The following is a 25,908-nucleotide window of genomic DNA, read 5'->3' as shown; positions in this document are numbered from 1 at the left end:
GTGCGCCTCGCCGCGTCACGTATTACACGTGGATGTTGTTGCTCGTCGAGAGGTAGGGGTTGACCGTCGAGTTGATGCCGGAGGCGAACGCGACATTGTTGCCGTTGGCGTTCTGGAGGTTCAGTTCGTTGTTGATGAGCTGGGTGGCGTCGACCTTCTTGCTGTTGTTCGGGGCGAAGACGGGGCTGAAGTTGTAATAGGAGGTGGAGGGGCCGAAGCCGCCGCGCACGGCGCTCATGGCCTTGCTGTCGAGTTGTTCGGTGATGGACAGGTCCTTGATGGTCAGCGTGTTCATGGTGAATCTCCTGGAGGTAAGGGTCGGGGTGTTGAGGCTGGTTGCGAGCAACTTGTCTGCTCGGGAGTCACTAATGCACGGGCTGTGCCAGATTTATTCAAGGCTCCTGATAAATTTTCAGGAGGCTTGCTGCATAAGGGGTTCGCGTCGCAGTACCGTCATGGCGCAGGCACACTACGCGACCAGACGATAAACGGCTGACGGCGCACGCCCGACAAATCACGGATTCTGTTGGAAATCGCCCGACACGGATCGCGGCGAAAGGTGCCGACATCGCTCGGCCTTCAGACTTCGAGAATGCGAAGCCGCTGCAAGGTGTCGAGCTGGAATTGCAGACAGTGTGCGCGATAGTCGCGGCACAAACGCTCGGCCGTCGCGCTGTCGCCGGCGCGGACCGCCTCGACGATCGCTCGATGCCGTGCCTTCGGCAGATCGGCCAACGCGCTGAGCCGCAACGTGAGATCGCGTACGCGCCGGATCTGATCCCAGCATTCGTTGACGATCTGCGTGAGCCGCGGGTTGCCGCAGAGTTTCAGGAGGTGGGAGAAAAACGCCTCGTCGGCGCTGGCCCATGCCGCGTAGTCGTTCTTCTGGTGCGCGCGGTCCATTGCGTTGCACAACTGGTCCAACGGCTGCAATTCTTTTACGCGCAGATTCATGCTCGCGACAACGCCGGCCGCGGTGGCTTCCAGGCTGCTTTGCACCTGATGAATCGCTTCGATGTCGGGCAGCGAGACCTGACGCACACGAATGCCGTGGCGCGGCACGATCTGCAGCAGGTTTTCCTTCTGCAAACGGACCAGCGCTTCCCGCACGGGCGTACGGCTCACGCCGAAGAGACTCACCAGGTCGCGTTCGAGCAACTGCATGCCGGGGCGAAATTCGTCGCTCAGGATTTTGGTGCGCAGTTGTTGATAGACCGAGTCAGTCGATTTTTCGCGCAGCGTGGTCATGTGATTCAGTCTCGCCGACGGGATGAAGGCGATTCTGCCACGCGAAAGTGGGGATGGGTTGGCGTTTGTCTTTTTATGTGGCGGCGCACAACCTGGACGACAGGGATTGCGTGCGCCTATCTGTCCCAGACTTCATCCGGTAGGGGCAAGCCCGCGAGATCTTGCGCGCTCAGCGGCCGGTCGACCTGGATTCCTTCGCTCTCGAGCATCAACATGACCTGGCGGGTATGCTGCGCGCTGTGCCAGGCCGTGCGCTCGAGCACCTCGTGCATGGGGCGCCGTCCGTAGTAAGTCGGCACGTCGTAGCTGAGCGAACGGTCGGTCTCGTCGTTCCACCACGCGGTGAGGCGCGCCTTCACACTCTCGCCCCACTGAGCGATGTCATCCGGCCCCCAGTGTGTGGGCGGCACCTCGTCGAATCCCTCGAACAGCAGTTCGATCTGCTGCGCGGCTTCGATCCCCATCTCCGCCACGCGAAACACATGAAACGTCAGTCCCGCCGGAGTCCGGTTGCGATTCCTGAACGGCTCGCGAAAAGCGGGGCCGCTGAACTGCCGCGTATATCGCGCGTTCGATTCGAGCACGAGTTCGAGGCGGCTGACCAGTTCCGCCGGCGGCAACGGCGTGATGATCTTCGTTTTCAGATCCAGAAATTTGATCACGTCGTTGATGGACTGACAGAACGTAAATTTCGACCCAAGCGCGACTACCGGTACGCTGCGTGCGCCCAACGCGGTCAATTGCGCGAGGCCGTCGGGATCGTTGTGCACGTCGATGGATTCGAATTCGATGCCCTGGTTCGCCAAAAACTCCTTGGTCCGCAGACACGACGAACAGCCGGGCTGCCAGAAAACCTTGATCTTTGCGTGGGTGGCCGTTTGCATCGCTCGCTCCTTGTGGACGGGGCACCTCGGTTGGGTCCGTCGCTTCATGCCATTGTTGCCGGGTGCTGCCCGGACGCAAAGCAGTGCTTGGCCATGCCGCCATCGCGAACCACGATGACGAGGCACGGCCGGCGGCCGTTTCGGTACACTGGCTGAAATCGCTGCCGTTCACGTGGATCATGGCGAATGCCGTACGCCATACCGCGTCTGGCCGGCATCGGCGGAACATTCCAACTATTCGCGGGGCGCCATGCCGACACTCGATCCGCTTTCGCTCAGACTGTTTGTCAGCGTCGCCGAGGCCGGCACCATCGCGGCGGCGGCCGAGCGCGAACATATCGCGGCGGCGGCCGTCAGCAAGCGCATCAGCGAGATCGAAGCGACCTTGGGTGTCGCGCTTCTGCGGCGTACCAACAAGGGCGTGGCGCCCACTGCCGCGGGCGAACGGCTGGTCGTGCTCGCGCATCGCGCGCTGCACGAGCTCGACGACATTGCCGTGCAGATGCGCGACTACGCGAGCGGCGTGAGCGGACTGATCCGGCTGGCGGCGAATGTGTCGTCCGTCGTGCAGTTTCTGCCGCGCGAGATCCAGGCGTTTGCCGCGCAACATCCGCGAATCCAGATCCAGCTCGAAGAAAAAGCCAGCGCTGGGGTGGTCAAGGCCGTCGCGGACAACGCCGTGGATATCGGCATCTTCACCTCGGTGCCGCACGGCTACGAGGTGCAAACGTTCCCTTATCACCGCGACTTCCTGACACTCGTGGTGCCGGGCGGGCATACGCTCGCGCAAAAGCAGGCCGTCGCCTTCGCCGATACGCTCGACTTCGAATACGTGGGGTTGCCGCCCGATACGGCGATCAGCCAGCAACTTACGCGCGCGGCGCATGCACACGCGCGGCCGGTGAATCTGCGCATTCAGGTGACGAGCTACGACGCACAATGTCTGATGATTGCCGCAGGGCTCGGACTCGGCGTCATGCCTCACGCGGTCGCGCAGCAGCAGGCAGCGAACCTCGGCCTCGCCACGGTCGCGCTCACCGACGCATGGGCCGAGCGCGAACTGCTGATCGCGGTGCGATCTCTGGAGGCATTGCCGGTGGCGTGCCGCATGCTGGTCGCGCACTTGCGCGGCGCGTGAGCGAACGTCACGCCCGGCGCGTATATTGCGTTAAGCGTTTCCCTTCATGTCATGGTGCGGCGCGCGATGCTAGCATCAAGCGAAGGCGCGTTGCGTGCGAAGCCGGACCGGACGAGTCTGGGCAAGGCCGGGCGGCGCAGACACGCTTGCTGTCATGCCGGATTGCCGCGTCCGCTCAGGCGCCGCCAGGAGAACCGTTGTGCCAGAACGCAAATCGGCCACGCCAGCGCATGCGATCAAACCCGCCGCCGGAAAACGCGCGCCAGCGGGCGGCAAGCCAAACGCCGGCACTGGCCGTGCCGTGAAAACCGCTGCGTCGCAAACACCGAAGCAAGCTCCGCGGGCTCAGCGTGCTGCTGCGCACGAGCCCCAATCCGTTGCACAAACCGAACCGCGCAACGGCAACTCGTCGCAACAGGCGTACGAGCGCCTCCGGCACAAAATCATGGAAAGCGAACTGACGCCGGGCTCCTATCTGCTCGAACAGGAACTCGCACTAATGCTCGGCGTGAGCCGCACGCCGATCCGTGAAGCGGCGATTCGCCTGCAGGGCGAAGGTCTCGTGGAAATCGTGCCGCGTCATGGCATCCGTATCGTTCCCACGTCGGTCTCCGACATCAGCCACATCTACCAGGTCCTGACCAGTCTCGAATCCACCGCGGCGGCGTTGGTCGCGGCGCGCAGCGGCGTCGATCTGAGTCCGCTCGAAAGCGCCTGCCGGAAAATGAGCGAGGCACTCGCCGAGCAGGACATGCAGGCATGGGCGCTCGCCGACGAGGCGTTTCACGAAGCGCTCGTTCAACTCGGCGGCAACGCGCGGCTTGCGCAGGTGGTCATGAATTGCCGCGACCAGGTACATCGCGTGCGACGCTTCACGCAGCGTCTACGGCCGCATCCGCAGCCAAAAAAATCGATTGATGAGCATTACGAAATCATTGAAGCGATTCGTCGCGGCGATGCAGCGCGTGCAAGCCGTCTATATCGCGCACACCGCGAGCGCGGCTGGCGCGAGCAGACTGCCGTGCTGCAGCAGCACGGCATCCACCAGGCGTAAAAACTGATCAATACGAGCCGGCATGACGGGTAAACCCAGTCGTTGTGAGCCGTCATCGTTCTGTACTTTTGCAGATTTAATGCATACATTAACTTACACAGTGATCGGGCGAAGTCGGACTGATCAACCCGTTCGCTGACCCGTCGCCGGCGTCACGGCGCGCGGCGGCATAACGAAAATGACGGACGTCAACCGTCAATCGTGGATGGAGACACACCACATGGATGCGATACGCAAAGTCGTGCGGGGTATCTGTCTGGGCGCGACACTGACGCTTGCGAGCGTTGGCGCTCACGCCAGTTCGCTGACGGTGACGCACTGGGGTGACGGCATGTACGGCGTGCCTTTCGCCGTCGCGCTCGACAAAGGTTTCTTCAAGGAAGAGAAAGTCGACGTCACCGGATTCATCACATCGGAAGGAGGCGGAACCAGCATTCGCAACGCGATGGCTTCCGACATTCCGTACGGCGAGGTGGCGTTGCCGGCGGCCATTGCGGCGGTGAAGCAGGGAGTCGATCTGACGATCGTGCACGGTGGCGTGCAGAGTCTCGGCGATCTCGTGTGGGTCGAATTGAAGCAAGGCTCGATCACCGGTATCAAACAGATGAAAGGCAAGACGATCGGCTACAGCAGTCCCAAATCGACGACCGACATGATCTCCACGATCGCGCTCGACCGCGTCGGCCTGCTCGGCCAGGTGCAGCGCAAACCGGTGGGAAGTTCGAGCGGGATGCTGACGTCGCTGCAGCAGGGTGCGATCGATGTCGGCTACATGACCGAGCCGTCATATAGCGCAAAGAAAGATGGATTGAGAATTGCGTTTCGCTCGAACGACGTGGTGCCGAATGAAACGCAGACGGTCGGCATTGTCCGCACCGATTATCTGAAGGCGCATCCCGATGTGATTCGCGGCATTATCGCAGCGCGCCGCAAGGCCGTCGTCTACATGGCGGCGCATCGCGCCGAGGCCGCGCAGATTCTCGCCAGGGAGTACAAGATGGACCCGGCGGTCGCCGCGTCGGCGATCAACAACGTGCTCGACGCTGATCCGAAATACTGGAGCGAAGGCAGCTTCGACTACAAGGGCATGGACGAAGTACTGAAAGGCCTCGTGCTGGTCAAGGCCATTCCGGAAGGTCCATTCGACTGGTCGAAGATCGTCGATGAATCGATGCTGCCGGCCGATCTGCGCAGCAGGAAGTGAGGTCTTCGATGAGCGCGCTATCCCGCCATAAAGCCAATATCTCGGTGGTCGCTCCGAGCACGCTGTCGCCCGACGGCAAGCGTATTCAGGCTACGCTCACGGACGTCACCCGAATCTATCAGGGCAGCCAGGGCAAGCCGCCGTTTCACGCGCTGGGGCCCGTGAGCCTTGAATTGCGAGTGGGCGAGTTCTTCTCGGTGGTCGGTCCATCCGGCTGCGGCAAGTCCACGCTGCTCGACGTGCTGGCCGGCCTGAACCCGGCGAGCGGCGGCACGGTGACGTTCGAAGGCAAGCCGGTCGGTGCGGAAGTGCCGGACGGCGTGGCCGTCGTGTTTCAGGAAGACGCGAGTTTCCCGTGGCTCAATGTATTCGACAACGCAGCGTTTGCCGCACGGCAGGCAGGCGTCGCTGAAACGGAAGTGCGTGAGCGGGTCGATCATGCACTGTCGTTCATGGGCCTGAAATCGTTTGCCCGCGCATATCCGGCGCAACTGTCGGGCGGTATGCGGCAACGCGTTTGCATTGCCCGCGCAATGGTGGTGCGGCCGCGCCTGATGTTGCTCGACGAGCCGTTCGGCGCGCTCGACCAGCAAACGCGTCTTCTGATGGGTGACGAAACCCTGAAGCTGTGGCGCGATACGGGCGCGACCGTGCTGCTGATCACCCATTCGATCGACGAAGCCGTGTTGCTGTCCGACCGCATCGGCGTGATGTCCGCGTGTCCCGGCCGTTTTATCAGAACGATCGAAACCGGGTGGCCACGCATGCGCGACAGCACGACCGCGCTCGACGCGCGCTTCGGCGAACTGACGGCGCAAGTGTGGGGCCTGTTGCGCGAAGAAGCATTGAAAGCGCTGGGGAGCCGGCAATGAATACCGCCGCGCGCTGGCGGCTCGGCCTGGTCGTGGGATTGATCGTCTTGCTGGAGATTGCGAGCCGCGCAGCGTGGATCGATCCGATCTCTTTCATTCCGCCGTCGCGAATGGTGGTGAGCGCCGTTCAATTGCTGTTGTCGGGGCAGTACACCACGGACATTCTGCAAACTCTCGGCAGCGCATTGCTTGCCGTCGCGCTGGCGGTGGTGGTGGGCTTCGTCGGCGGCGTGCTGCTGTTCCGGTTGCCGCGTGTCAGGCGCGTGCTCGATCCGCTGTTGCTCTCGTATTACGCGGTGCCGGTGTTCGTGCTCTATCCGATCCTGATCGTCGTTCTCGGTCTGAATCGCTGGCCGCTGGTGGGCATCGGCTTTCTGTTCGCAGTTGTTGCGATGGCGGTGAATACGCTCAACGGTCTGGAACGCGTCCCGCGCGTGCTGCTGCGCACGGCTCGCGTGTGCCGCCTGAATACCTTCGATGAAATCCGTTTGATCACGTTGCCGTCGAGCCTGCCGTTCGTTTTCACCGGTATCAAGCTCACGGTCGTCTATGCGTTCATTGCGGTGGTGGCGGGCGAATTCGTGCTGTCGGGCTCGGGCTTCGGTTATCAGATCGCCTTCGCCTACAACAACTTCGACAATCCGACCATGTACGGGTTGATGGTGCTGATGCTGGCGTTCGTCAGCTCGCTCAACGCGTTGCTGCGCACGGCGGAAGCGCGGCTATACCGGCGCATCCGCAGGGAGGTCGCATGAGCACGATCGTCGTTGCGCACACCGTCAAGCCGCGGCACACGCGACGCTGGCTGGACGGCGTCGTGCTGATCGTCGTGCTGGCCGTGCTGTGGCAGGTACTCAGCGAACTGCTCGGCCCGGACGCGATCACGACTCCGTGGCGCACGCTCGAACGTGCGGTGCATATCGTCAGCGATCCGGATTTTCCAGCGAGTCTCTACGTCACCGCATTCGCGTTCGGCTCCGCGTTCCTGATCTCGGCGATCGGCGGCGTATGTCTGGGCATGTTGCTCGGCGCGCGCAAACTTGCCGGCGATGTAATGGAGCCGCTGATGATGGGCTTCTACTCGATTCCCAAAGTCACGCTATATCCGGTCGTATTGCTCGCGTTCGGTCTGGGCCTGTGGGCCAAAATCGTGTTCGGCGTGATGCACGGGATCGTGCCGATCACGATCTTCACCATGAACGCCGTGCGCAATATGCCGCCGATCTATACGCGCGCGGCGCGGACCTATCGTCTGAGTCCTTTTGCGTTCGCGCGTCACGTGCTGCTGCCCGCGTGCGTGCCGGAAGTGGTCGCCGGCTTGCGCATCGGCTTTTCGCTGACGCTGCTCGGCACGCTGATTGGCGAAATGTTCGCGTCGCAAAGCGGCATCGGACACATGCTGATGATCGCGATGAACCGCAGCGAGACCAGCACGATCATGGCGCTCGCGCTGATGCTGTTTGTTTTCGCCACGCTCGTCAATCTGCTGTTGCTCGCGTGGCAGCGGCATCTTACCCATAGCACCTGAGCAGGAGAGTTCGATGAGCACTTCCGGGAAGCTGAAAGCGATTCTCAAGAGCGGGCGCTTCGTCGTCGCGCCCGGCGTATTCGATATGTTCTCGGCGCGGGTCGCCGACCGCCTGCCGTTCGAAGCGCTGTACATGACTGGATATGGCGTGTCCGGCTCATATCTCGGCGTCGCGGATGCGGGCCTCGTCAGCTACGCAGATATGGTGGGACGTGCGCGGCAAATTGCCGAGGGCACCGGCAAGCCGCTGATCGCGGACGCCGACACGGGTTTCGGCGGCTTGCTCAATGTGCGGCATACGGTGCGCGGTTACGAAGCCGCGGGCGTGCAGGCGATCCAGATGGAAGACCAGGTGATGCCGAAAAAATGCGGCCACACCCAGGGCCGCCAGGTGGTGCCGCTGAACGACATGCTGAAGAAAATCGAAGTCGCACTCGAAGCGCGCCGCAGCGACGACATGCTGATCATCGCCCGAACCGACTCGCGCACCACGCTCGGCCTCGACGAAGCGATCAGGCGCGGCAAGGCGTTCGCGCGTGCAGGCGCGGACATCGTGTTCGTCGAGTCGCCGGAAAGCGCCGAGGAATTCCAACGGATCGGCGGCGAGCTCGCCGACAGCGGCGCATGGGTATTCGCCAATATGGTGCCGACCGGGCGCTCGCCGGTCGTACCGAGCGGCACGCTGAAGGAATGGGGCTTCAATATCGCGATCTATCCTTCGATCGGCATGGCGGCGGCTACCGCTGCGCTGGATAGCGCCTATCGTCATCTGCTCGATCACGGCGACTCGCTCGAACTGCAGGTGCCGTCCTTCACGATGGACCAGCTGCATGAACTGGTCGGCTTTCCGGAGGTGTGGGAGTTCGAGAAGCGTCACGCACAGAGCAGCGAGACGGCATCATGAATGCGCCGCGCACGCTGTTCGACAAGCTGTGGGACAGCCACACGATTGCGAATCTGCCGGGCGGCGCCGATCTGTTGCAGGTGGATCGCAATCTGATGCATGAGTTGACCGGCGTCGAAGCGGTACGTGTACTCGAAGCCCGCCATTTGCCGGTCAGCAACCCCGAGTTGACGTTCGCGACGCTCGATCACGTGATCTCCACGCGCCCCGGCCGCGAGGCGGGGGATGCCGACTGGAGCACGACAATGGTCGACACGCTGCGCGAACAGGCGGCGCAGCACGCCATTCCCCTGTTCGATATTGGCACCGAAGGCAGGCAGGGCATTGTCCACGTGATCGGACCGGAGCTCGGTTTGTCGCTGCCGGGCACGCTGATCGTCTGCGCCGACAGCCATACCTGCACTCACGGGGCATTGGGTGCGCTCGCGTTCGGCATCGGTTCGACCGAACTGGTGCATGTGCTGGCGACGCAAACCGTACGCCAGAAGAAGCCCAAAACGATGCGCATACGGTTTAAAGGCAGCGTTGCCGAGGGCGTCACGGCCAAGGACATGATCCTTTACGTGATCGGCGCGCTCGGCGCCGGCGCGGGCACCGGCTACGCGGTCGAGTTCGCCGGCGAGGCGGTCGAAGCGCTCTCGATGGAAGCACGTTTGACGCTGTGCAATCTGACGATCGAACTCGGCGCCAAGTTCGGCCTCGTCGCGCCGGACGAGACGACCTTTGCCTATCTGCGCGGACGTCCGTATGCACCGCAAGGCGCGAGCTTCGAGGCGGCGCTGGAAGACTGGCGCCGCTTGCCGACGGATGACGGTGCGCACTTCGAGCGCGAAGTGGAGATCGACGCCGCGGCGATCGCGGTGCAGGTCACCTGGGGCACGAGCCCCGAACACGTGATCGCGATCGACGCTGCCGTACCGGACCCGGGCAACGAGTCCGATCCCGCGCGCCGTGAAGCGTTGCAACGGGCGCTCGATTACATGGGCGTGCATGCGGGGCAGCATCTGGATGAACTGGCGGTCGATCGCGTGTTCATCGGCTCGTGCACCAACAGCCGCATCGAAGACTTGCAGGCGGCCGCGCGCATCGTGGCGGGCCACCATGTCGCCGAGGGTGTGACCGCATGGGTGGTGCCGGGGTCGCTGAGCGTTGCGCGAGAGGCGGAGGCGCAGGGCCTTGCACAGATATTCCGCACGGCCGGCTTCGAATGGCGCGAGCCCGGCTGCTCGATGTGCGTCGGGGCGAACGGCGACGTGGTGGGGCGTGGCGAGCGTTGCGTATCGACATCGAATCGGAACTTCGTCGGCCGTCAGGGGCCGGGCGCGCGCACGCATCTGGCGAGTCCGGCCGTGGCTGCGGCCAGTGCGCTGGCTGGTCACATTGCCGCGCCGGTGTCGTACGCGGGAGCCGCATCATGAAAGCGTTCACGATGGTCAAAGGCCCGGCCGCGTCGTTACCGCGCAATAACGTCGACACGGACCTGATCATTCGCATCGAAAGGATTTCGCAACTTGTGCGAGGCCAGCTCGGCCCGTGGCTGTTCGAGACGCTGCGTTATCGCGAAGGCGGTCCGGAGCAGGGAGAACGCGAAGATTTCGTGCTCAACCAGCCGGCATTCCGGCACGCGTGCATTCTGCTCGGCGGTGTGAACTTCGGTTGCGGCAGTTCGCGCGAAATGGCCGTGTGGGCGCTCGAAGAGTTCGGCATCCGCTGCGTGATCGCGCCTTCATTCGGCGACATTTTCTTCGCCAACTGCCTGCAAAACGGGCTGCTGCCGATCTGTCTCGACGCTGCGTCGATCGGAACACTCGCTGCGGTCGCCGCTGACGGCACGCCGCTCGAAGTCGATCTGCGCACCCTGCAAATCCGCGCGGACGGACTTGAACCGATGCCGTTCGAGTTCGACGCCGCGCGCCGGGCGGTTCTGCTCGAAGGACTCGACGAGGTCGATCAGACGTTGCGTCTGGCCGACGATATCGACGCGTTTCGCCGCACGGACCGCGCCAAACGCGCGTGGGCTTACATGCCGCGATAGGCCGCCGCTTGCGCCGGACGCGAATGGTCGCCTTCGACGCGGACGTTGAAGATCGACCGATCTGACTTGACAGGGAGAAGCACTGTGAGCCGTTCTGCACGTTTCAGGGAGTTGTTGAAGTCGCCGCCTTTTGTTTGCCTCGGCGCGCACGATGCCGTGACCGCGATGCTCGCCGAACAGGCGGGCGCCAAAGCGATTTACGTGAGCGGGTTTGCTGCATCGGCAATCGTGGCCGGGCAGCCGGATGTCGGATTGTTGACGCAGACGGAGATGTTCGAGCATATCCGCCGTATTTGCCGGGTTACATCGCTGCCGGTATTCGCCGATGCCGACACCGGTTACGGCGGCATTCTCGACGTGCAGCGGACGATCCGCTTGTGGGAAGAAGCAGGCGCTTCGGTGCTGCATCTGGAAGATCAGGCGGTGCCGAAGAAGTGCGGCCACTTTGCCGGCAAGCAGGTGATTCCAAAAGAGGAGATGCAGGCGAAATTGCGGGCCATGCTCGCCGCGCGAACCGATCCCGACTTCTTCGTGGTCGCGCGAACCGATGCGATTGCCGTGACGGGTCTGAACGATGCGATCGAGCGGCTCGCGGCCTACGCCGAAGCCGGCGCCGATGGTTTGTATGCGGACGCGCCGGAAAGCATCGAGCAGATGCAGGAAATGGTGCGCAGGTTGAAGCCGCTCGGCAAGCCGATTCTGTTCAACATGGCACGCTCCGGCAAGAGTCCGTATCTGACGCTCGATCAGGTGTACAAACTCGGTTTCGACTATGCGCTGTGCCCCATCGAACCGATGTTTGCGATGCATAAAGCAGTCAAGGAGATGATGGAAATCTTCATGCGCGAAGGCTCGACCGATTCAGTCGCGGACCGGATGACTTCCTTCGAGGATTTCAACCGCTTTGTCGGCCTCGACGAAGCGGTGGCCGAAGAGGCGTCGTTCAACGTCGTGGCCGCACCACCTCGGAGTAAGGCCGACGCTGCCTGAAAATGGGTTGTACCGTCGGCAAGCACGCTTCTGCTTCTGTCAGACCATTCACCGCTTCAACTGAACAGGCCCTCTCCACGGCGACGTGAAGGGGGCCTGTTTCCAATTGCGGACATCTCGCGCGTCCTACAGGTAGGTCCCGCTAATCCGTCCTTCGAAGATGGCGGTGTTGATTTCAAAGTCGTCGACGTGCGCTTGCGAGCCGCCGTCGACAGTGACGACGACGGAACGGCCGCCGTGCACAGTTTCCATTTGCGCGGCAGTGAGCGTCGTTTCGTCATGGGTGTGATCCGCAGAGCGCGGCAGGTCTTTGACGACGAGTGAGGATTTCATGGCGTTACTCCTGAAGGTGAATGAGCGAGCACAGTGCGGTGCTCAGCCATTCTTCTGCAAGGGGTATGCCAATTTGCACGCGATGGGCGAGGAAATCGTATGCGGGGCGGCAACGCAAGACCAGCAAGGCAGAGACGTCATGCGTTCGCCGAACAGGACGCCCGGTCGACGTGACGTAGGACGGAAGTGTTCGGCGAGGTCCGACCAACCGCGTGCGGGTTGTCGGCTTGCACCGCTCCACGCGCCACGAAAGCAAACGGCACGCGTGCGTGACGCGTGCCGCTGCGGTGAATATGCGGCTCGTGAGCCGCGCGTGCTACGGTTTGCGCTGCATGGCCGCTCGGGCAATCGTCTGGTGCGCCGCGGGGAACCCGGGCGGATATTCGACGACGCGTGCCGAAGCCGGCACCAGCGGCACGGCCACATTCAGCCGCGCGCCGATACGAGCGCCGCCGACGATGGCCGCCATTGCCTGACGGTCGAGTTCCACACTGTCGGTGAGGTCCTTGATGATGAGCTTTGCCATAGTGACTCCAGGAAAGAAAGCGAGCGGCATGCTGGCGTGAATCGCCGGCTGCCGCCCGGGTATGTCGAGAAATGTGCTGAGGTCTCCTCGCACAATCAGTATAGGAAATCCGCGCGCCGCTCGCCGGCCGATGACGACCGGCCGGCCGTAGCGAGGCCCCCCGGCCCCCGCTACGTCGAGCGGTTACACGCTGGCGTAGTTGGCGCCCCAGAGCGACGGGCTGACGTTCAGGTGCAGCGGCACGAAACCCGCGCCGATCACGCCGACGTTGTTGAGCGCGGCGACGTTGACGTATTGCATCTGGTTGAGGTTCTGGTTGACCGAGACGTTGACGTTGGCGATGCCGCTGAGGCCAGCCACCGGGGGCAGGCCAGGCACGCTGCTGCCGGTGCCGCCGGCCACCGCCGACATGGCGCGGCGGTCGAGCTCGCGGGTGCCGGCCAGATCGCGAATCATGAGGGATGACATGGTGCTTCTCCAAAGGTGCGCGCAGGACGCGGGTAAGCGGCGGGAAGTGAGGCGCAGCGGGAAGCCGTGCGCCTCGCCGCGTCACGTATTACACGTGGATGTTGTTGCTCGTCGAGAGGTAGGGGTTGACCGTCGAGCTGATGCCGGAGGCGAACGCGACGTTGTTGCCGTTGGCGTTCTGGAGGTTCAGTTCGTTGTTGATGAGCTGGGTGGCGTCGACCTTCTTGCTGTTGTTCGGAGCGAAGACGGGGCTGAAGTTGTAATAGGAGGTGGAGGGGCCGAAACCGCCGCGCACGGCGCTCATGGCCTTGCTGTCGAGTTGTTCGGTGATGGACAGGTCTTTGATGGTCAGCGTGTTCATGGTGAATCTCCTGGAGGTAAGGGTCGGGGTGTTGAGGCTGGTTGCGAGCAACTTGTCTGCTCGGTAGTCACTAATGCACGGGCTGTGCCAGATTTATTCAAGGCTCCTGATAAATTTTCTGGAGGCTTTCTGCATAAGGCTTTCGGGGTACGGTGCCGGACTGCTGAAGACGTGATGCCTTGCCTGCGAGATGACCCGCTGACGGCTTGCGCCCGACAGACCACGGCACGCTGTTGGATATCACACGACACCCGTTCACAGCGCACGCAGCGGGCCAATCCTGGTTTGCGAAAGCACGGACCTGGAGCTAGTATCGAAGCGGCACATGTAACTGGTTACGACAGGTTCTCTATCGGCCGAAGAGGCTCGGGTCGCGTGCGATCCGGTCCAACGGCAGCGGCGGTGCTTCGCACAAATGGCTAGCCTTGCGCGTGTGATTCACGACTTTCAGAACGGCGAGCTGTCCCGTGACGAGTTCGTGGCTCAACTCGACAGCACGTTGACCACCGAAGGACTCGGCCCCACGCAGCTGCTGGACATGCTTGGCGCAGCACATCGCAAAGCGCCGCTACCCGACGATCTCTATGTGGAAGTGCGGCGGCGCATCGAGCAGTTGCGCGTCTCGAACGTGGCGGCGGGCGGCGAGGAAACCGGCATCCAGACCACGCTCGACATTCCGTCGCGGCGTGAGGCGAGCGCAGGCAGCGCACCCAATGCCAATGCGGCGGGATCCGACCAGATCAAAGGCACCGGCGATACATTGAACAACCGTTTCGTGCTCGAAGAATGCCTTGGCGTCGGCGGTATGGGCACGGTGTACAAGGCGCTCGACCTGCGCAAGCTCGAAGCCTCGGATCGCAAGCCATACCTAGCGATCAAGGTGCTCAACGTCCAGTTCCGCGGCAACCCGAATTCGCTCGTCGCATTACAGCGCGAGGCACGCAAGGCGCAGGTGCTCGCGCATCGCAACATCATCACGGTGTACGACTTCGACCGCGACGGGCCGATCGTTTATCTGACTATGGAGTACCTGTCCGGCAAGCCGCTCAGCCAGTTGCTGCGCACGCCGGGCTATCAGGGCATGCCGGTGCGCGCGGCACTGCCGATCGTGCGCGGCATGAGCAGCGCGCTTGCTTATGCCCACGAACGCGGCTTCGTGCATTGCGACTTCAAGCCCGCCAATGTGTTTCTCACAACGAATGCCGAAGTGAAGGTGATCGATTTCGGCATTGCTCGCGTGTTTCAGCGTCCGGAAGAGGAGAGCGACGCGACCGTCTTCGATCCCGGCAGCCTCGGCGCGTTGACGCCCGCCTACGCCAGCCCGGAAATGATCGAGCACCGCGAGCCGGACCCGCGCGACGATATCTATGCACTTGGCTGCATTACGTATGAGCTGCTGACGGGACATCATCCGTTCGACCGGTTGTCGGCGACGCAGGCCCGCAATGCCGATTTCAAGCCGCAGCGGCCCGCCAATCTTGACGCGAAACAATGGCGTGCGCTGCGTGCCGCGTTGTCGTTCGATCGCAATACGCGCATGCCGAGCGTGGAGCGCTTCATCGCCGAGTTCGATAACGAAGCTCGCGCGGAAAAGTCCGGCACGCTGGCGAAGGTGGGGCTCGCGAGTTTCGCGGTGGTGTGTGCCGCGGCAGTCGGCGTATTCGCGTTCCGCTCGGCGCCGAACCGGCAGCACGGGCCACAGGCTGAGGCGGGCGCTTCGCAGAGTCTGGCGGAGCAGGCGGCATCTTCGTCTTCGTCGCTGTCGTCTTCGGGTGACGCGGTGTCGGCGCCGGTTGCCGCGCAGCCTGCGACACCTCCGGCAAGTCCTGTTGCGGCGGCGTCCGCTATGCCACCTGCGCCGCCGCCCGTACCCAAGCCGGCGCTGACCCTCGCCGCCGTCATGCCTGCGCTAATGCAGGTGCCCTGCTCCGCTTTGGCCGCTTCGGTACAGGATCACTCGCTGACGGTGCGCGGTTACGTCTCGCAGCGCTACGGCGCGGCGCATCTGAAGGACACGCTGGCCGCGCTGCCCGGTGTCGATACGCTGACGCTGGCAGTCGAACCGCTCGCCGACGACAAGTGCGACACCATCAAAACGCTCGCGCCGTACTGGGTTGACAACATGCAGGCCGGCCACGTTGCGGCCTTGCACGTGAGGCCGCCTGGCGGTCAATTGAGCGACGGCGACCCGCTGGTCGTCGACGTCGCCACGCCGGGCTATGACTCGTATGTGAATTTGGACTACTACCAGCTCGACGGCAGCGTCGTGCACATGGTGCCGAGCCCGCGCGCGAAGGACAATCAGGCGCCGCCGCATTACACCGCCACCATCGGCAGTGCCGGCGACTGGATCATTTCAAAGCCGTTCGGATCGGAGATGGTCGTGCTGCTGATTACGCCTGCCCCGCTATTCGACAAGCCGCGGCCCGAAAGCGAATCGCGCGCCGATTATCTGCACGCGCTGGACACACGGCTCGCGCAGATCGGCAGCAAATATGGCCGCGATCATATCGTCGCCGATTTCGCGCCGATTACGACGAAGCCTCGCTTGCCTTGAGCGGGAGCGTGGAGCGTCGGCATGGTCTGCCGTGAGCCGGCGGCGGATCTGACGAGCCGCCGAGGTCACTTCAGGTCCTTGACGACCCGAAAGCCATCCTGCGACTGGCGCACGCCCGAGCTGTACTTGAAGCGTGTCGCGCTGAGCATATAGCCGCCGCCTTCGCGCCACGAACCGCCGCGAATCACGCGCATGTCGCAGCCAGGGTTGTCCCATGCGTGGCCATCGGCGGGCGCGCCCTGGTAGGAGTTGTGCCAGCAGTCGGCGGTCCATTCCCAGACGCTGCCGTTCATGTCGTACAGCCCGAGCGGATTCGGTGCGAACGAGCCGGCTGCCTCAGGTCCTTCCTTGTGCCACGGGTCGCCGCAGTCCTTGCAGTTGGCGTTGCCCTTGCGCATCTGGTCGCCCCACCAGTAGGCGGTCGTGGTGCCGCCGCGATCCGCGTATTCCCATTCCGCTTCGGTGGGCAGGCGGTACGGTTTGCCGGTGGTCCTGCTCAGCCATTTCACGTATTGCTGCGCGTCGTCCCAGCTGAGGTCGCGCGCCGGCGCGGCTTTGCTGGTGTTGCTTTCGGGCGTGAGCTTCTGGCAGGCATTGGCGGCGACGCACGCGTTCCACTGATCGACCGTCACTTCGTACTTGCCGATAGCGAACGGTGCGCCGATGGTCACGTGATGAACGGGCTTTTCGGAAGGATCGTCGGTACTGCTGCCCATCGAGAACGAACCGGCGGGCACGGCGATCATGATCGGACAGGTGGCGCAGTCGCGGCTTTCACCGGCAACCGGCGCATGCGTGACGGGCTTCTGCGCAACCGTCGCCGCGGGTGGCGTGGCCGGCGCGGGAGCGCTTGCGGTGGGTTTGAGCGCTGGTGCACTGGGCGGTGGCGTTGGCCGCGCGGCTTGTGGAGCCGGTGCAACTGACGGCGCAGCAGGCGTGGCCGCAGACGGCGCATTCGATGTGGCCGCCGCGCGTAAGCGGTCGATACGTGCATGAGCGAGCGTGGCAAAGCGGCCGTTCGGATAGGCCTTCAGATACGCTTCATAGTCGGCCGGGTAGTTGCTGTCCTTGATCGAATTCCAGAACGTGATTTCGTATTGTTCGCTGCTGTCTTTCGGCAGAATGCCCCGGCTATGCAGCGTGACAAGAGGATTATCACGAATGGCGGACGTTGCATCGGCCATCAGCAAGGACTGAGGAACGGAAGAAGTAAGCCACGGCGTTTGCTCACCGCCAGTCACGTCGCGCACCTGCGTCGCGACGCGTTGCAACAGATCCGCCAGGGTTTGCGAGGGAGCGCTGTAGAGCGCGTGCAGCCATGCATTCGTATAGACGCCATGAAGCGTGCCGTCTGCTGCAAAACCGCCCGGTGCGGTTGCGTACGCAACCACCGTATTGTCCGGAAGCGCTGACGTATCGCCGGTCACGTCCGCCGAAAACGGATTGTTCAGACAGGTATCGAGAATCACGAGATTGAGCCGGCTGTCGCGCGGCGCACGCATTGCCTGCAATATGGCGTTCAGATCGACGCCGTTGCTCACGACCGCAGCCGGCGAGCGAGCATCGATTCCTGCCGGGATGAGCAATGTTTGCGGGCCGATCCGCATGCCGTGCCCCGCGAAATAAAAGAGACCGACACCGCCGTGCTGCAAGCGCGCATGGAACTCGCCGATGACCTGCCGCATCTGCCGCGGCGTCGCATTCGTGCGCATGATGACGTCGAAGCCGAGCGTTTGCAGCCTGTCACGCATAGCTTCGGCATCGCGCGGGGCGTTCTCCCGCAGTGCATCCACCTGCGCGTCATTACGGTCCGTGCGGTTCGTACCATATGCGCCATTACCGATCACCAGCGCGATACGTGGAGAAAGCCGCTTGCCACGCTGTTCCGCGAACGGAGTGAGCGCCACAGCGCCCATCTTCTCCGCGCTCGCGCCTTGCCCGGCAGTATCACGTTGCGGCGCCGCATTCGCACTGCCCCAATGCGCCTGAATCGCCCCGGCCATGCACACCAGCATGAATATTCGCCACATCTTCACATCCTGTTTGTTCCGGACAGAACATAGGCATTCGAGGACCGCGCCACTCGCAGCAGTTGCCGGAGTCAATCGCGCGAAGCATCGAAGCCGCTATCGACCATCCATCTGCAACCTCTTAATAACGATAGCACGCGCTTTGCGCGTCACAACTGTCGGCGTGCCCCGAATGCGTCATACGGTTAACGAGTGTGGCGTATCTTTTTGGCAAGTTACGTCCTAAGCTAATTCACAAAGTGAGGCGGCGCGTCGTTTTAACCAAGGGCGGCCGTCCAACCGCGCGAGCGCCTGCGACACACAGCCGGAACGCCCGGCCTGCCTCGTGCAGCCGCGGTGGCCATGACCACTCTTCGGGAGAGTGCGCTATGCGAAGAAGAACCGTTACCCCCGTTGTTCTCGACGTGCATCATGAATCGAATGCGCATCGCGAGGCACGGCGCAAGGCGTTGCGCGCGACGCTCCTCCTCGTGGTCGGCAACATGTTGCCGGGCGCCTTCGCGCTCGCCGATCAAACGGCTTCGCCGCCGGGCGCCGAGGAGTACATCATCTGGCCGCCGGACGGCGCCGTGATTCACGGCGGCAAGCTGTGGGTTCGCATGGGACTGCGGAACATGGGCGTGTGCCCGAAGGGCGTCGTATTCCCGAACTCCGGCCATCACCATCTGTTGATCGACACCGATCTGCCGGCGCTCGACCAGGAAATCCCATCGGATCGCAATCACCTGCACTTCGGCGCGGGCGAGACGGACGCACGTATCGAATTGCCGCCGGGCAAGCACACGCTGCAACTGATTCTCGGCGATCACAACCACGTGCCGCATGTACCACCCGTGTATTCAAAAAAGATCACCATCACCGTGCTAAAAGACTAGCGCGATCCGTTCGTCCAAAGCGGGTCCGTGAGAACGGAGAGACCTTCATGTACAAGATCATCGCGGTCGCGGCGCTCGCCATCTCGGCGGCATGGGCTTCGCCGAATGGCGCCATTGCGGGTACGACACCGGCACCGGCGGGCGCCTATGCGTATATCGGCTATCCCAACGACGGCCAGGTCGTACCGGCCAACAAGCCATTCAAGGTGTGGTTCGGCCTGCGATACATGGGCGTGGCGCCCAAGGGCGTCAAGTATCCGAACACCGGCCACCATCATTTGCTGATCGACACTGACTTGCCGCCAATGGATCAGGAGATTCCGTCCGATCGCAATCATCTGCATTTCGGCGCGGGCGAAACAGAGACCATGATTCAACTTCCGCCAGGCAAGCACACGTTGCAGCTGTTGATGGGCGACGACATGCATGTCCCGCACAATCCGCCGGTGTACTCGAAGAAGATCACCGTCATTGCGCGATGACGCAACGCGCGGCGTGACGCTCCAGCGTCCCGGTGTTACGCCGCAACCAACAGCTTCGCGCGGTTTGTTGGCTGCGATCCACCATCTTCCGCGCGGCGTTTGACCGCTCCGTTTCAGATCCGTCCGCCCGCCAACCGTGTAACCCTTTATCTACAGCGCTCCGGAGAATTTCTTAGGATAGGAAAGCAACTCTGGCACAGCCCATGCATTAGTGACACTCGAGCAGACAAGTTGCTCGAACCCAACCGCAAACTGTGCAGTATTCCCTTCCAGGAGATTTACCATGAACACGCTGACCATCAAGGACCTGTCCATCACCGAACAACTCGACAGCAAGGCCATGAGCGCCGTGCGCGGCGGAACGGGCTTCCATCCGTCGTCGTCGTACTTCAACTTCATGCCGGTGTACGCGCCGAACAACAGCAAGACTGTCAACGCCACCCAGCTGATCAACACGCAGATGGACATCCAGAACGCCAATGGCAACAACGCAGCGTTCGTCGCCGGCGTCACGACCACGATCGATCCGCACGTGAACGCAAGCAACAACATCAGCGTGCACTGAACGGCGCAGGCCGCCGCGGAGGCCCTGGTGCCTCCGCGGCTCCCGAAGCCTGCTCGTGAAAAAGATTTCGCAGCCAATCGTTCTTTCCACGCGACCCCCGCGTCACCGCCCGATTCCCGCGCCGATCTTCCCGCATTGCTTCGATGGTGAAGCTGCGCCGGAGATGCTTTACTTGAAGGGCGCGTTCTCCTCGTGCAACGAAGTGGGCGTCATCGGAGACCATCGTGTCAGCGTTGCCTTCATCAGTTCGTCAGCGCCTGTTCCGCAAGACCTCGGCGCTGCGCTGCGTTTGCGCGGTTACGGCGTGCGTGCTCTCGCTGTCGGCCTGTATCGATGTCAGCATGCCCGACTACAAGCGTCCCGACACGCCAGCCAAGGCGTCCTGGTCGGATCAGAAGGGCGCACCCGTATCCGCCGCCGCGACGATCGAACCCGACTGGTGGAAAGGCTTCCACGATCCCTATCTCGACACGCTGATCGCCAAAGCGATTGCCGGCAACTTCGATATCAAGGTGCTGGCCGCGCGTATCGACGTGGCCGGCACGCAGATTGGCGAAGCCAAAGCGGGCGCGTTGCCGACGATGGATCTCGGTGCCGGCGCCGATTTCGAAAAGACCACGCATCAAACCTTCGCCAGGCAGTACAACGTGGCGACGCAGGTGAACTGGGATATCGATATCTGGGGCAAAGTCGAAAAAGGCGTGCAGGCGCAAAAGGCGGAATTTCACGCCAGCGAGGCCGACTGGCGCGCCGGTTACCTCGAACTGGTATCGAATGTTTCCAGCACCTATTTCCAGATTCTGCAATTCGACGACCAGATCGAGCAGCAGCAGAAAACACTCGAAACGAACCGCCAGATCCTCACGATTTACGACGGCCAGCGCCGCAACGGCCTCGTGCCGCAAACGCAGGTATTGCGCCAGCAGGCGGAGATCAACCGCCTGACCAATCAGTTGCTCGATCTGCGCCGTTCGCGCGCGCTCGCCAACAACGCGCTGTGCACGCTGATCGGCGTGCCGGCGGGCGAGTTCCAGATGCCCAAGGGGCATTTGCAGCAGCGCGTGCAACTGCCGCCCGTGCCAGATGGCCTGCCCGCGCAACTGCTGGCGCGGCGCCCCGACGTGGTGGCCGCCGAGTTCAGGGTGCTGGAGGCCTACGACCTTGTGGGCCAAGCCAAGCTTGCCCAACTGCCGAGTATCAGCCTGACAGGGCACGGCGGCACAGCGAGTTTCGCGCTGACCGATCTGCTGAAATCGTTCACGTACGGCTTCATGCCCAGCATCAACATCCCGCTGCTCGATCCCGGCGTGCGGGCGCATGTGAAAGTCACGCAAGCGCAGTCGACGGTCGCCGAACAGCAATATCGCGTGGCGGTGATGGGCGCGTTCGAGGAAGTGGAAAACGCACTCGTCAATGTGAATTCGCACAAGCAACAGCGCGTGGAGTTGCAGCAGGAGGTGTCGCGGTTGCAAATCGTGGCGGACCAGATCCAGTCGCAATTGCGGCTCGGCGTGGTGTCGCAACTGGAGGTCTTCGAAACCGAGCGGACCTTGCTGGATGCGCAGCAGGAACTGCTTGCCAACCATCAGCAGATTCTGTCCGACACGGTGCTGCTTTATAAGGCGCTGGGCGGCGGCTGGCCGAGCGTCAATGTTCAGGCAGAAGTAAAGGAACACTGAGCTAATCCGCAACGTGGCGCGCGGCAGGGGGTATTTCGGCTGTATCTGACGCACCCGTTGCCTTCATAACCGACGATCGGAAAATTGACACTCGCCATGCGTGACTTACAATCTTTAAGGAGCCCGCTCATGCACGGCTCACTCGAACAATATCTTTCCGCCGTAGTCCTTCGTCCCGTTTCCGCTGCGCATCCGGCGCAACGGGTAAACGCTTAGTGATCCAGATAAAATGGCCGCCGGCGAAGCTCCGATTGCTGAGATGCGCGCGACTGAAGACGCTGCGTTCGACGTGGTGTTGTCGCCGGCTGCGTCCGCGCAACGTCCCGCGCTCTACGCCATCCGGATCGTCGACAACCTGTTCGCAATCGGGCGCAGCGAGGCACCCTTTACCGACTATCCGGCGGAACAGATCGCCCGTCTGTCGCGCCGTCATGCGCGGATTTTCACGGAACACGGCGCGGTGTACGTGGCCGATCTCGGCAGCAAGAACGGCACGACGGTGAATGGCGTCGCGGTGCGGCAAACACCGGCACGCGTGCGCGCCGGCGATGAACTGTGCTTTGGCGGCGAACTCTGCTACCGGGTCAGCATCGAGCCGCGCGCGCGTATCGTCGCGGCCGCCGGCTCGCCCATCCCGCCGGGACTGCTGCTGGTGCCGCAGCGGGACGACCTCGGCCTGCAACCCATCGAGGTGCAGGCGTTTCCGTTTCTTGTCAGCAAGTCGGACGACGTGTTTTCGCGCTACAAGGACCGCTATCCGCATCAGGTCAATTACATTTCGCGGCGTCACGCGCATATCTTTCTGAAGGGCGGCGAGCTTTACGTCGAAGATCTGGGCAGCACCAACGGCACATTCGTCGGCGGAAAGCGGCTGGACGAATCCGCGCTGCCGCTCGTAGAGGGAGACGTCGTTGCATTTGGCGGAGATCACTTCGTCTACAGGGTGACGCTGCAGAAGCCCCCTGAAGTCGAGCCCACCGTGACCCAGCTATTCCTCAATCCGGCCGCCGCCGAAGCGGCCGATCCCGACAAGACCACGTTCGTCGGCGCCGCGCATTCCTTCCTCGATATCTTTTGCGTCGATCCCGGCTTGCAGCGCGAAGACGAAGTCAACGAGGCGGCGCAGCCTATTTCCGCGCATGCGAAACGCGATACGCCGACAGGTACGGAAAAAAGAGCGAACGGGACAAACGGTGCGAACGGTGCGAACGGAGCCGCACATGCGGGAGCGGCGAAACGCAGGCCGCGCCGTTGGCGTCTGGTCGCGGGCGAACTCGGCAAGGCCTTTGCGATCGGCGATCGCGCGAGCGTGCGGCGCATTGCGATTTGGGGCGGCGTCGGCGTGGTGGCGCTGATTGCAATTGCATCGACGCTATATATGCGTGGTTCGTCGGAGCGCGAGTTGAAGAACCTGCTGGCCAGCGGCGATTACAGCAGTGCGGTGGCCACGGCAACGGGTTATCTGGCGAGCCATCCCGCGGACACGAAAGTCAGCGCGCTCGCGAGTGAGGCGTTGTTGAAGGCGAAACTCCCCGACTGGCTGAACGCGCTGGAAAAGGCACAGTTCGATCAGGCCGATGCACTGCTCAAAGAAATGAAGTCGTTGAGCGCGAACAATGCGGATGCGGCGTCGCTGATTGGCGAATTGCAATGGGTCGGTGATCTGGAGCGCTTCGTGGCGGGACGCGGCGGCATGGATGCGCCGATTCGCATGTACACGGACGAGGGCACGATCGGCAACCTCCTGCAACGCTGGGAAGACGACGCGAAGAGTCACCAGCGCGCGCTCGACCGCATCGCTTCCTATGTACCCGTATTCGCCGACCCTTATGCGCAGGCGCTGAGCCATCTGCGCAAACTCGAAAGCGACGACTCGGTCTACCTCGCCGCGATCGATCGCCTGAACGGGACGATTCGCACCGAACTGGCGCGCGACAAACCCGACGCGCTGCCGCCCGTGCTCGACGATTACGCGCAGCGCTATCCGCGTCTCGCTGGCATTGACCGGGTGCGTCAGGATTTGCGCCAATACACGGACCTGCTGAATGCCGCGCTGAGCCGGCAATTGGCGCCGTTGCTCGCCATGCTGAAATCGGTGCATTTCGGCACGCCGCCTTTTCAGGCGCAGTTTCAACAACTGGCGGCCAGCCGTTTGCCTTCCGCTGATGTGATTGCGCGCCACGACGCGGTGACGGCGGCATGGCAGCGCGGCGACTCACAGCAGGCGCTGGCAGGTTTGCGGGCCATGCCCGCCGGGCCGTGGTCCGATGTGCTCGCCACCGAACTGGTGCGCAAGAAAGCCCTTCTCGATCAATACGCGAATCTGCAAAAGACGCGCGGCGACAAGGATTACGACCAGCGCCTGCTGTCGTTCTACGCGAGCCTCGATCCGGCAACGGACGTGTGGTTCCTGCAGTCGATCCAGAAAGACGTAGCCGCGTTGCACGACAAGGCACTGGCGCGTGCGCAAGATCTGCTGTTGCGCGCGCAGAGTCTGTGGAAACAATATCGCGCCGGTGGATCGATCGGCGGCACGCAACGTCTCGAAGGCGGTATTTCATCGGGATTTCGCAGCGAGGCGCGTCTGCTTTCCGATGCGCAAACGTCGGCGCAACAGGGCATGCGCATCTACACGCAACTGAAGGCCGATCATCCCGCCGACTTCGACCGTCTGCTTGCGGATATCGAAGCCGAAGCGAATTTGCAGCGCCGTTCGCTGACGGAACTGCGCATGGTGCTGGATCCCGGGCTTCTGAAAGCGAAGCTGGCATTGATCGGAGGCGAGCAGAGTGAAGCGCGACAGTCACCCTAGACCGTTGTCGGAGGCGCTGGAAGATCACAGCGTCGAGGGCATTGCGATTCTCACGGCGGAGCCGGTGAGGATTGCGCGCGCGCTGATCTGGGCGATGGTCGCGCTGGTCGTGGTCGGCCTGTTGTGGTCGTTCGTGGGGCGTGCGGATGTGATCGTCAGCGCGCAAGGCACCCTGTCGCCGGAATCGGAGGTGCGCCGGATCTATGCGCCGATCGACGGCGAGCTTGCCGATCTGTATATCGCCGAGGGGCAACCCGTATCGAAAGGCGATGTGCTGGCGCGGTTGAATGCGCGCGGTGCGATCGAGGCCGCCAGCAATGCATTGCAAGCGCAACTCAAGCTGGAAGACGCCGAGCGCGACTGGAAGCAGTTCCCCGAGAAGAAAGCGCTGATGGAGCGTAAGGCGGCCGCGCTCAAGGCGCAGATGGAGGTGGAAGCACGCCAGCACGAAAATCGCGTCTCCGAAGGCACGACCAAACTGGCGGAAGGGCAGAAAGCCGAACTCGACGAAGCGCGCAGCGTGCTCGACAATGCCCGTCGCACGCGTGAAGCGGCACGTCAGGAATTGGACCGCTATTCGCGGCTGTTCGCGCAGCCGGGCGGAGGCGGTATCGCCGAATTGCAGGTGGAGCAGAAACGCACTGCGGCGATGGAAGCGGATAACGCGTACCGTGTCGCGCAATCAAAACTCGCGGAGCTGGATTTCCGCCTGAGCCACGAATACGCACAGGCGAATGCGCAATTGGAAACCAGTGGCCAGCAGACCACCGACCTGCAGCTTCAATACGATTCGGCGGTGCGCGACATTACCGACGCGGAAGACAAGTTGCGCCTGCAACTGCAAAGCGCGCGGCTGGTGTCCGAGGCGGCCGCGCGGATTCGCTTCGAGAATATCGACAAGGACAATTTTCTGCTGATCCTCGCGCCGGTTTCGGGCGTCATTACCGACGTGACGTCGACGCAGCGCGGCGACAAGATTCAGGCGAACGCGCCGCTCGGCGGCATTGCGCCGAAAGACGCACGGCCCGTGCTGAAAATAGAAATTGCCGAACACGATCGGGCTTTCCTGCACGAAGGCCTGCCGGTCAAGCTGAAATTCAATGCGTTTCCCTATCAGCGCTATGGGCTGATCAACGGCACGCTGGCCTATATTTCGCCGGCCACCAAGCCGTCGTCGACGGACAAGCAGCCGGTCTACGAAGGCCGCGTCACGCTCGACAAGGATTACTACCAGATTGCCGACACGCGCTATCCGTTGCGCTACGGCATGACGGCAAGCGCCGAGATCGTGGTGCGCGAGCGCCGCCTGATCGACCTGGGTCTCGATCCGTTCAGGCAGGTGGCGGGTTGACCGCGCGGATCA

Annotated in this window: 25 protein-coding genes; 17 read left to right on the top strand and 8 right to left on the bottom strand. The window is 62.7% G+C overall.

Features of this window, described 5'->3' with window-relative positions:
* Window positions 1-22: 22 nt before the first annotated feature.
* The 3 genes from BXE_RS34640 to BXE_RS34630 form a co-directional block, all read right to left on the bottom strand.
* The gene (locus BXE_RS34640) at window positions 23-295 is read right to left on the bottom strand and encodes a hypothetical protein (RefSeq protein ID WP_011492779.1); all 273 of its coding nucleotides are present in this window, start codon (window positions 293-295) and stop codon (window positions 23-25) included.
* A gap of 284 nt (window positions 296-579) precedes the next feature.
* Window positions 580-1,248, bottom strand: a complete 669-nt coding sequence (locus BXE_RS34635) for a GntR family transcriptional regulator (RefSeq protein WP_011492778.1) — start codon at window positions 1,246-1,248, stop codon at window positions 580-582.
* A 116-nt stretch (window positions 1,249-1,364) separates the two neighbouring features.
* Window positions 1,365-2,132, bottom strand: a complete 768-nt coding sequence (locus BXE_RS34630) for a glutaredoxin domain-containing protein (RefSeq protein ID WP_011492777.1) — start codon at window positions 2,130-2,132, stop codon at window positions 1,365-1,367.
* Window positions 2,133-2,382: 250 nt separating this feature from the next.
* Between BXE_RS34630 and BXE_RS34625 the strand changes: the two genes are divergently transcribed.
* The 10 genes from BXE_RS34625 to BXE_RS34580 all read left to right on the top strand — a co-directional run bounded on the left by BXE_RS34625 (window position 2,383) and on the right by BXE_RS34580 (window position 11,857).
* The gene (locus tag BXE_RS34625) at window positions 2,383-3,270 is read left to right on the top strand and encodes a LysR substrate-binding domain-containing protein (protein ID WP_011492776.1); all 888 of its coding nucleotides are present in this window, start codon (window positions 2,383-2,385) and stop codon (window positions 3,268-3,270) included.
* Between the two features lie 154 nt (window positions 3,271-3,424).
* Window positions 3,425-4,324 (top strand): GntR family transcriptional regulator, encoded by a 900-nt coding sequence (locus tag BXE_RS34620; RefSeq protein WP_407668646.1) that lies wholly within the window; start codon window positions 3,425-3,427, stop codon window positions 4,322-4,324.
* A gap of 220 nt (window positions 4,325-4,544) precedes the next feature.
* Window positions 4,545-5,528: an ABC transporter substrate-binding protein gene (locus tag BXE_RS34615; protein WP_011492774.1), complete on the top strand. Its 984-nt coding sequence runs from the start codon at window positions 4,545-4,547 to the stop codon at window positions 5,526-5,528.
* 8 nt (window positions 5,529-5,536) lie between these two features.
* Window positions 5,537-6,400, top strand: coding sequence for an ABC transporter ATP-binding protein (locus BXE_RS34610; RefSeq protein ID WP_011492773.1), 864 nt, complete (start codon window positions 5,537-5,539; stop codon window positions 6,398-6,400).
* Window positions 6,397-7,155, top strand: a complete 759-nt coding sequence (locus tag BXE_RS34605) for an ABC transporter permease (protein ID WP_011492772.1) — start codon at window positions 6,397-6,399, stop codon at window positions 7,153-7,155. Before BXE_RS34610 ends, BXE_RS34605 begins: the two co-directional genes overlap by 4 nt.
* A complete protein-coding gene (locus tag BXE_RS34600; RefSeq protein WP_011492771.1) occupies window positions 7,152-7,928 on the top strand; it encodes an ABC transporter permease in 777 nt (258 codons plus the stop codon). Before BXE_RS34605 ends, BXE_RS34600 begins: the two co-directional genes overlap by 4 nt.
* 13 nt (window positions 7,929-7,941) lie before the next feature.
* Entirely contained in the window at window positions 7,942-8,832 is an 891-nt protein-coding gene (locus tag BXE_RS34595; RefSeq protein ID WP_011492770.1) for an isocitrate lyase/PEP mutase family protein, read from the top strand.
* On the top strand, window positions 8,829-10,250 hold the full coding sequence (gene leuC, locus BXE_RS34590) for a 3-isopropylmalate dehydratase large subunit (protein ID WP_011492769.1): 1,422 nt from the start codon (window positions 8,829-8,831) through the stop codon (window positions 10,248-10,250). The genes BXE_RS34595 and leuC overlap by 4 nt, the downstream gene beginning before the upstream one ends.
* Entirely contained in the window at window positions 10,247-10,867 is a 621-nt protein-coding gene (leuD, locus tag BXE_RS34585; RefSeq protein WP_011492768.1) for a 3-isopropylmalate dehydratase small subunit, read from the top strand. Before leuC ends, leuD begins: the two co-directional genes overlap by 4 nt.
* An 84-nt stretch (window positions 10,868-10,951) precedes the next feature.
* On the top strand, window positions 10,952-11,857 hold the full coding sequence (locus tag BXE_RS34580) for an isocitrate lyase/PEP mutase family protein (protein WP_011492767.1): 906 nt from the start codon (window positions 10,952-10,954) through the stop codon (window positions 11,855-11,857).
* Window positions 11,858-11,983: 126 nt separating this feature from the next.
* Here the strand turns inward: BXE_RS34580 and BXE_RS34575 are convergent, their stop codons facing one another.
* From BXE_RS34575 to BXE_RS34560, 4 genes are all read right to left on the bottom strand, one after another.
* Window positions 11,984-12,190 carry a hypothetical protein gene (locus BXE_RS34575; RefSeq protein ID WP_040124377.1) on the bottom strand — a complete coding sequence of 69 codons (207 nt, stop codon included), beginning with the start codon at window positions 12,188-12,190 and terminating at the stop codon, window positions 11,984-11,986.
* A gap of 316 nt (window positions 12,191-12,506) precedes the next feature.
* Entirely contained in the window at window positions 12,507-12,716 is a 210-nt protein-coding gene (locus tag BXE_RS34570) for a hypothetical protein (RefSeq protein ID WP_040124379.1), read from the bottom strand.
* Window positions 12,717-12,899: 183 nt separating this feature from the next.
* Complete coding sequence (locus BXE_RS34565; RefSeq protein ID WP_011492764.1) at window positions 12,900-13,184, bottom strand: hypothetical protein; 285 nt, start codon at window positions 13,182-13,184, stop codon at window positions 12,900-12,902.
* 88 nt (window positions 13,185-13,272) lie between these two features.
* Window positions 13,273-13,545 carry a hypothetical protein gene (locus BXE_RS34560; RefSeq protein WP_007178265.1) on the bottom strand — a complete coding sequence of 91 codons (273 nt, stop codon included), beginning with the start codon at window positions 13,543-13,545 and terminating at the stop codon, window positions 13,273-13,275.
* A gap of 415 nt (window positions 13,546-13,960) precedes the next feature.
* Between BXE_RS34560 and BXE_RS34555 the strand changes: the two genes are divergently transcribed.
* On the top strand, window positions 13,961-16,102 hold the full coding sequence (locus BXE_RS34555; RefSeq protein ID WP_011492763.1) for a serine/threonine protein kinase: 2,142 nt from the start codon (window positions 13,961-13,963) through the stop codon (window positions 16,100-16,102).
* A gap of 65 nt (window positions 16,103-16,167) precedes the next feature.
* Here BXE_RS34555 and BXE_RS34550 read toward each other — a convergent pair whose 3' ends face one another.
* The gene (locus BXE_RS34550; RefSeq protein ID WP_011492762.1) at window positions 16,168-18,132 is read right to left on the bottom strand and encodes an SUMF1/EgtB/PvdO family nonheme iron enzyme; all 1,965 of its coding nucleotides are present in this window, start codon (window positions 18,130-18,132) and stop codon (window positions 16,168-16,170) included.
* Between the two features lie 368 nt (window positions 18,133-18,500).
* Between BXE_RS34550 and BXE_RS34545 the strand changes: the two genes are divergently transcribed.
* The 6 genes from BXE_RS34545 (at window position 18,501) to BXE_RS34520 (ending at window position 25,896) form a co-directional block, all read left to right on the top strand.
* Complete coding sequence (locus BXE_RS34545) at window positions 18,501-19,007, top strand: DUF4399 domain-containing protein (RefSeq protein WP_011492761.1); 507 nt, start codon at window positions 18,501-18,503, stop codon at window positions 19,005-19,007.
* A gap of 47 nt (window positions 19,008-19,054) precedes the next feature.
* Window positions 19,055-19,489: a DUF4399 domain-containing protein gene (locus BXE_RS34540; protein WP_011492760.1), complete on the top strand. Its 435-nt coding sequence runs from the start codon at window positions 19,055-19,057 to the stop codon at window positions 19,487-19,489.
* A gap of 283 nt (window positions 19,490-19,772) precedes the next feature.
* Window positions 19,773-20,054, top strand: coding sequence for a hypothetical protein (locus BXE_RS34535; RefSeq protein WP_011492759.1), 282 nt, complete (start codon window positions 19,773-19,775; stop codon window positions 20,052-20,054).
* 224 nt (window positions 20,055-20,278) lie between these two features.
* On the top strand, window positions 20,279-21,733 hold the full coding sequence (locus BXE_RS34530) for an efflux transporter outer membrane subunit (protein ID WP_011492758.1): 1,455 nt from the start codon (window positions 20,279-20,281) through the stop codon (window positions 21,731-21,733).
* A 229-nt stretch (window positions 21,734-21,962) separates the two neighbouring features.
* Window positions 21,963-24,545 (top strand): FHA domain-containing protein, encoded by a 2,583-nt coding sequence (locus BXE_RS34525; RefSeq protein WP_011492757.1) that lies wholly within the window; start codon window positions 21,963-21,965, stop codon window positions 24,543-24,545.
* Entirely contained in the window at window positions 24,523-25,896 is a 1,374-nt protein-coding gene (locus BXE_RS34520) for an HlyD family efflux transporter periplasmic adaptor subunit (RefSeq protein ID WP_011492756.1), read from the top strand. The genes BXE_RS34525 and BXE_RS34520 overlap by 23 nt, the downstream gene beginning before the upstream one ends.
* Window positions 25,897-25,908: the final 12 nt, after the last annotated feature.

The sequence above is a fragment of the Paraburkholderia xenovorans LB400 genome (genome assembly GCF_000013645.1).
GTDB lineage: Bacteria > Pseudomonadota > Gammaproteobacteria > Burkholderiales > Burkholderiaceae > Paraburkholderia > Paraburkholderia xenovorans.
Note: the sequence above shows the minus strand (reverse complement) of the source record. Positions and strands in the feature narration are given on the sequence as shown.

Excerpts from the sequence above, each read along its gene's own strand:
- BXE_RS34535 (WP_011492759.1), top strand. The coding sequence starts at position 19,773 with ATGAACACGCTGACCATCAAGGACCTGTCCATCACCGAACAACTCGAC.
- BXE_RS34610 (WP_011492773.1), top strand. The coding sequence starts at position 5,537 with ATGAGCGCGCTATCCCGCCATAAAGCCAATATCTCGGTGGTCGCTCCG.
- BXE_RS34630 (WP_011492777.1), bottom strand. The coding sequence starts at position 2,132 with ATGCAAACGGCCACCCACGCAAAGATCAAGGTTTTCTGGCAGCCCGGC.
- BXE_RS34560 (WP_007178265.1), bottom strand. The coding sequence starts at position 13,545 with ATGAACACGCTGACCATCAAAGACCTGTCCATCACCGAACAACTCGAC.
- BXE_RS34605 (WP_011492772.1), top strand. The coding sequence starts at position 6,397 with ATGAATACCGCCGCGCGCTGGCGGCTCGGCCTGGTCGTGGGATTGATC.
- leuC (WP_011492769.1), top strand. The coding sequence starts at position 8,829 with ATGAATGCGCCGCGCACGCTGTTCGACAAGCTGTGGGACAGCCACACG.
- BXE_RS34565 (WP_011492764.1), bottom strand. The coding sequence starts at position 13,184 with ATGTCATCCCTCATGATTCGCGATCTGGCCGGCACCCGCGAGCTCGAC.
- BXE_RS34540 (WP_011492760.1), top strand. The coding sequence starts at position 19,055 with ATGTACAAGATCATCGCGGTCGCGGCGCTCGCCATCTCGGCGGCATGG.
- BXE_RS34570 (WP_040124379.1), bottom strand. The coding sequence starts at position 12,716 with ATGGCAAAGCTCATCATCAAGGACCTCACCGACAGTGTGGAACTCGAC.
- leuD (WP_011492768.1), top strand. The coding sequence starts at position 10,247 with ATGAAAGCGTTCACGATGGTCAAAGGCCCGGCCGCGTCGTTACCGCGC.
- BXE_RS34555 (WP_011492763.1), top strand. The coding sequence starts at position 13,961 with ATGGCTAGCCTTGCGCGTGTGATTCACGACTTTCAGAACGGCGAGCTG.
- BXE_RS34625 (WP_011492776.1), top strand. The coding sequence starts at position 2,383 with ATGCCGACACTCGATCCGCTTTCGCTCAGACTGTTTGTCAGCGTCGCC.
- BXE_RS34550 (WP_011492762.1), bottom strand. The coding sequence starts at position 18,132 with ATGTGGCGAATATTCATGCTGGTGTGCATGGCCGGGGCGATTCAGGCG.
- BXE_RS34600 (WP_011492771.1), top strand. The coding sequence starts at position 7,152 with ATGAGCACGATCGTCGTTGCGCACACCGTCAAGCCGCGGCACACGCGA.
- BXE_RS34545 (WP_011492761.1), top strand. The coding sequence starts at position 18,501 with ATGCGAAGAAGAACCGTTACCCCCGTTGTTCTCGACGTGCATCATGAA.
- BXE_RS34615 (WP_011492774.1), top strand. The coding sequence starts at position 4,545 with ATGGATGCGATACGCAAAGTCGTGCGGGGTATCTGTCTGGGCGCGACA.
- BXE_RS34575 (WP_040124377.1), bottom strand. The coding sequence starts at position 12,190 with ATGAAATCCTCACTCGTCGTCAAAGACCTGCCGCGCTCTGCGGATCAC.
- BXE_RS34595 (WP_011492770.1), top strand. The coding sequence starts at position 7,942 with ATGAGCACTTCCGGGAAGCTGAAAGCGATTCTCAAGAGCGGGCGCTTC.
- BXE_RS34640 (WP_011492779.1), bottom strand. The coding sequence starts at position 295 with ATGAACACGCTGACCATCAAGGACCTGTCCATCACCGAACAACTCGAC.
- BXE_RS34635 (WP_011492778.1), bottom strand. The coding sequence starts at position 1,248 with ATGACCACGCTGCGCGAAAAATCGACTGACTCGGTCTATCAACAACTG.
- BXE_RS34620 (WP_407668646.1), top strand. The coding sequence starts at position 3,425 with ATGCCGGATTGCCGCGTCCGCTCAGGCGCCGCCAGGAGAACCGTTGTG.
- BXE_RS34525 (WP_011492757.1), top strand. The coding sequence starts at position 21,963 with ATGGCCGCCGGCGAAGCTCCGATTGCTGAGATGCGCGCGACTGAAGAC.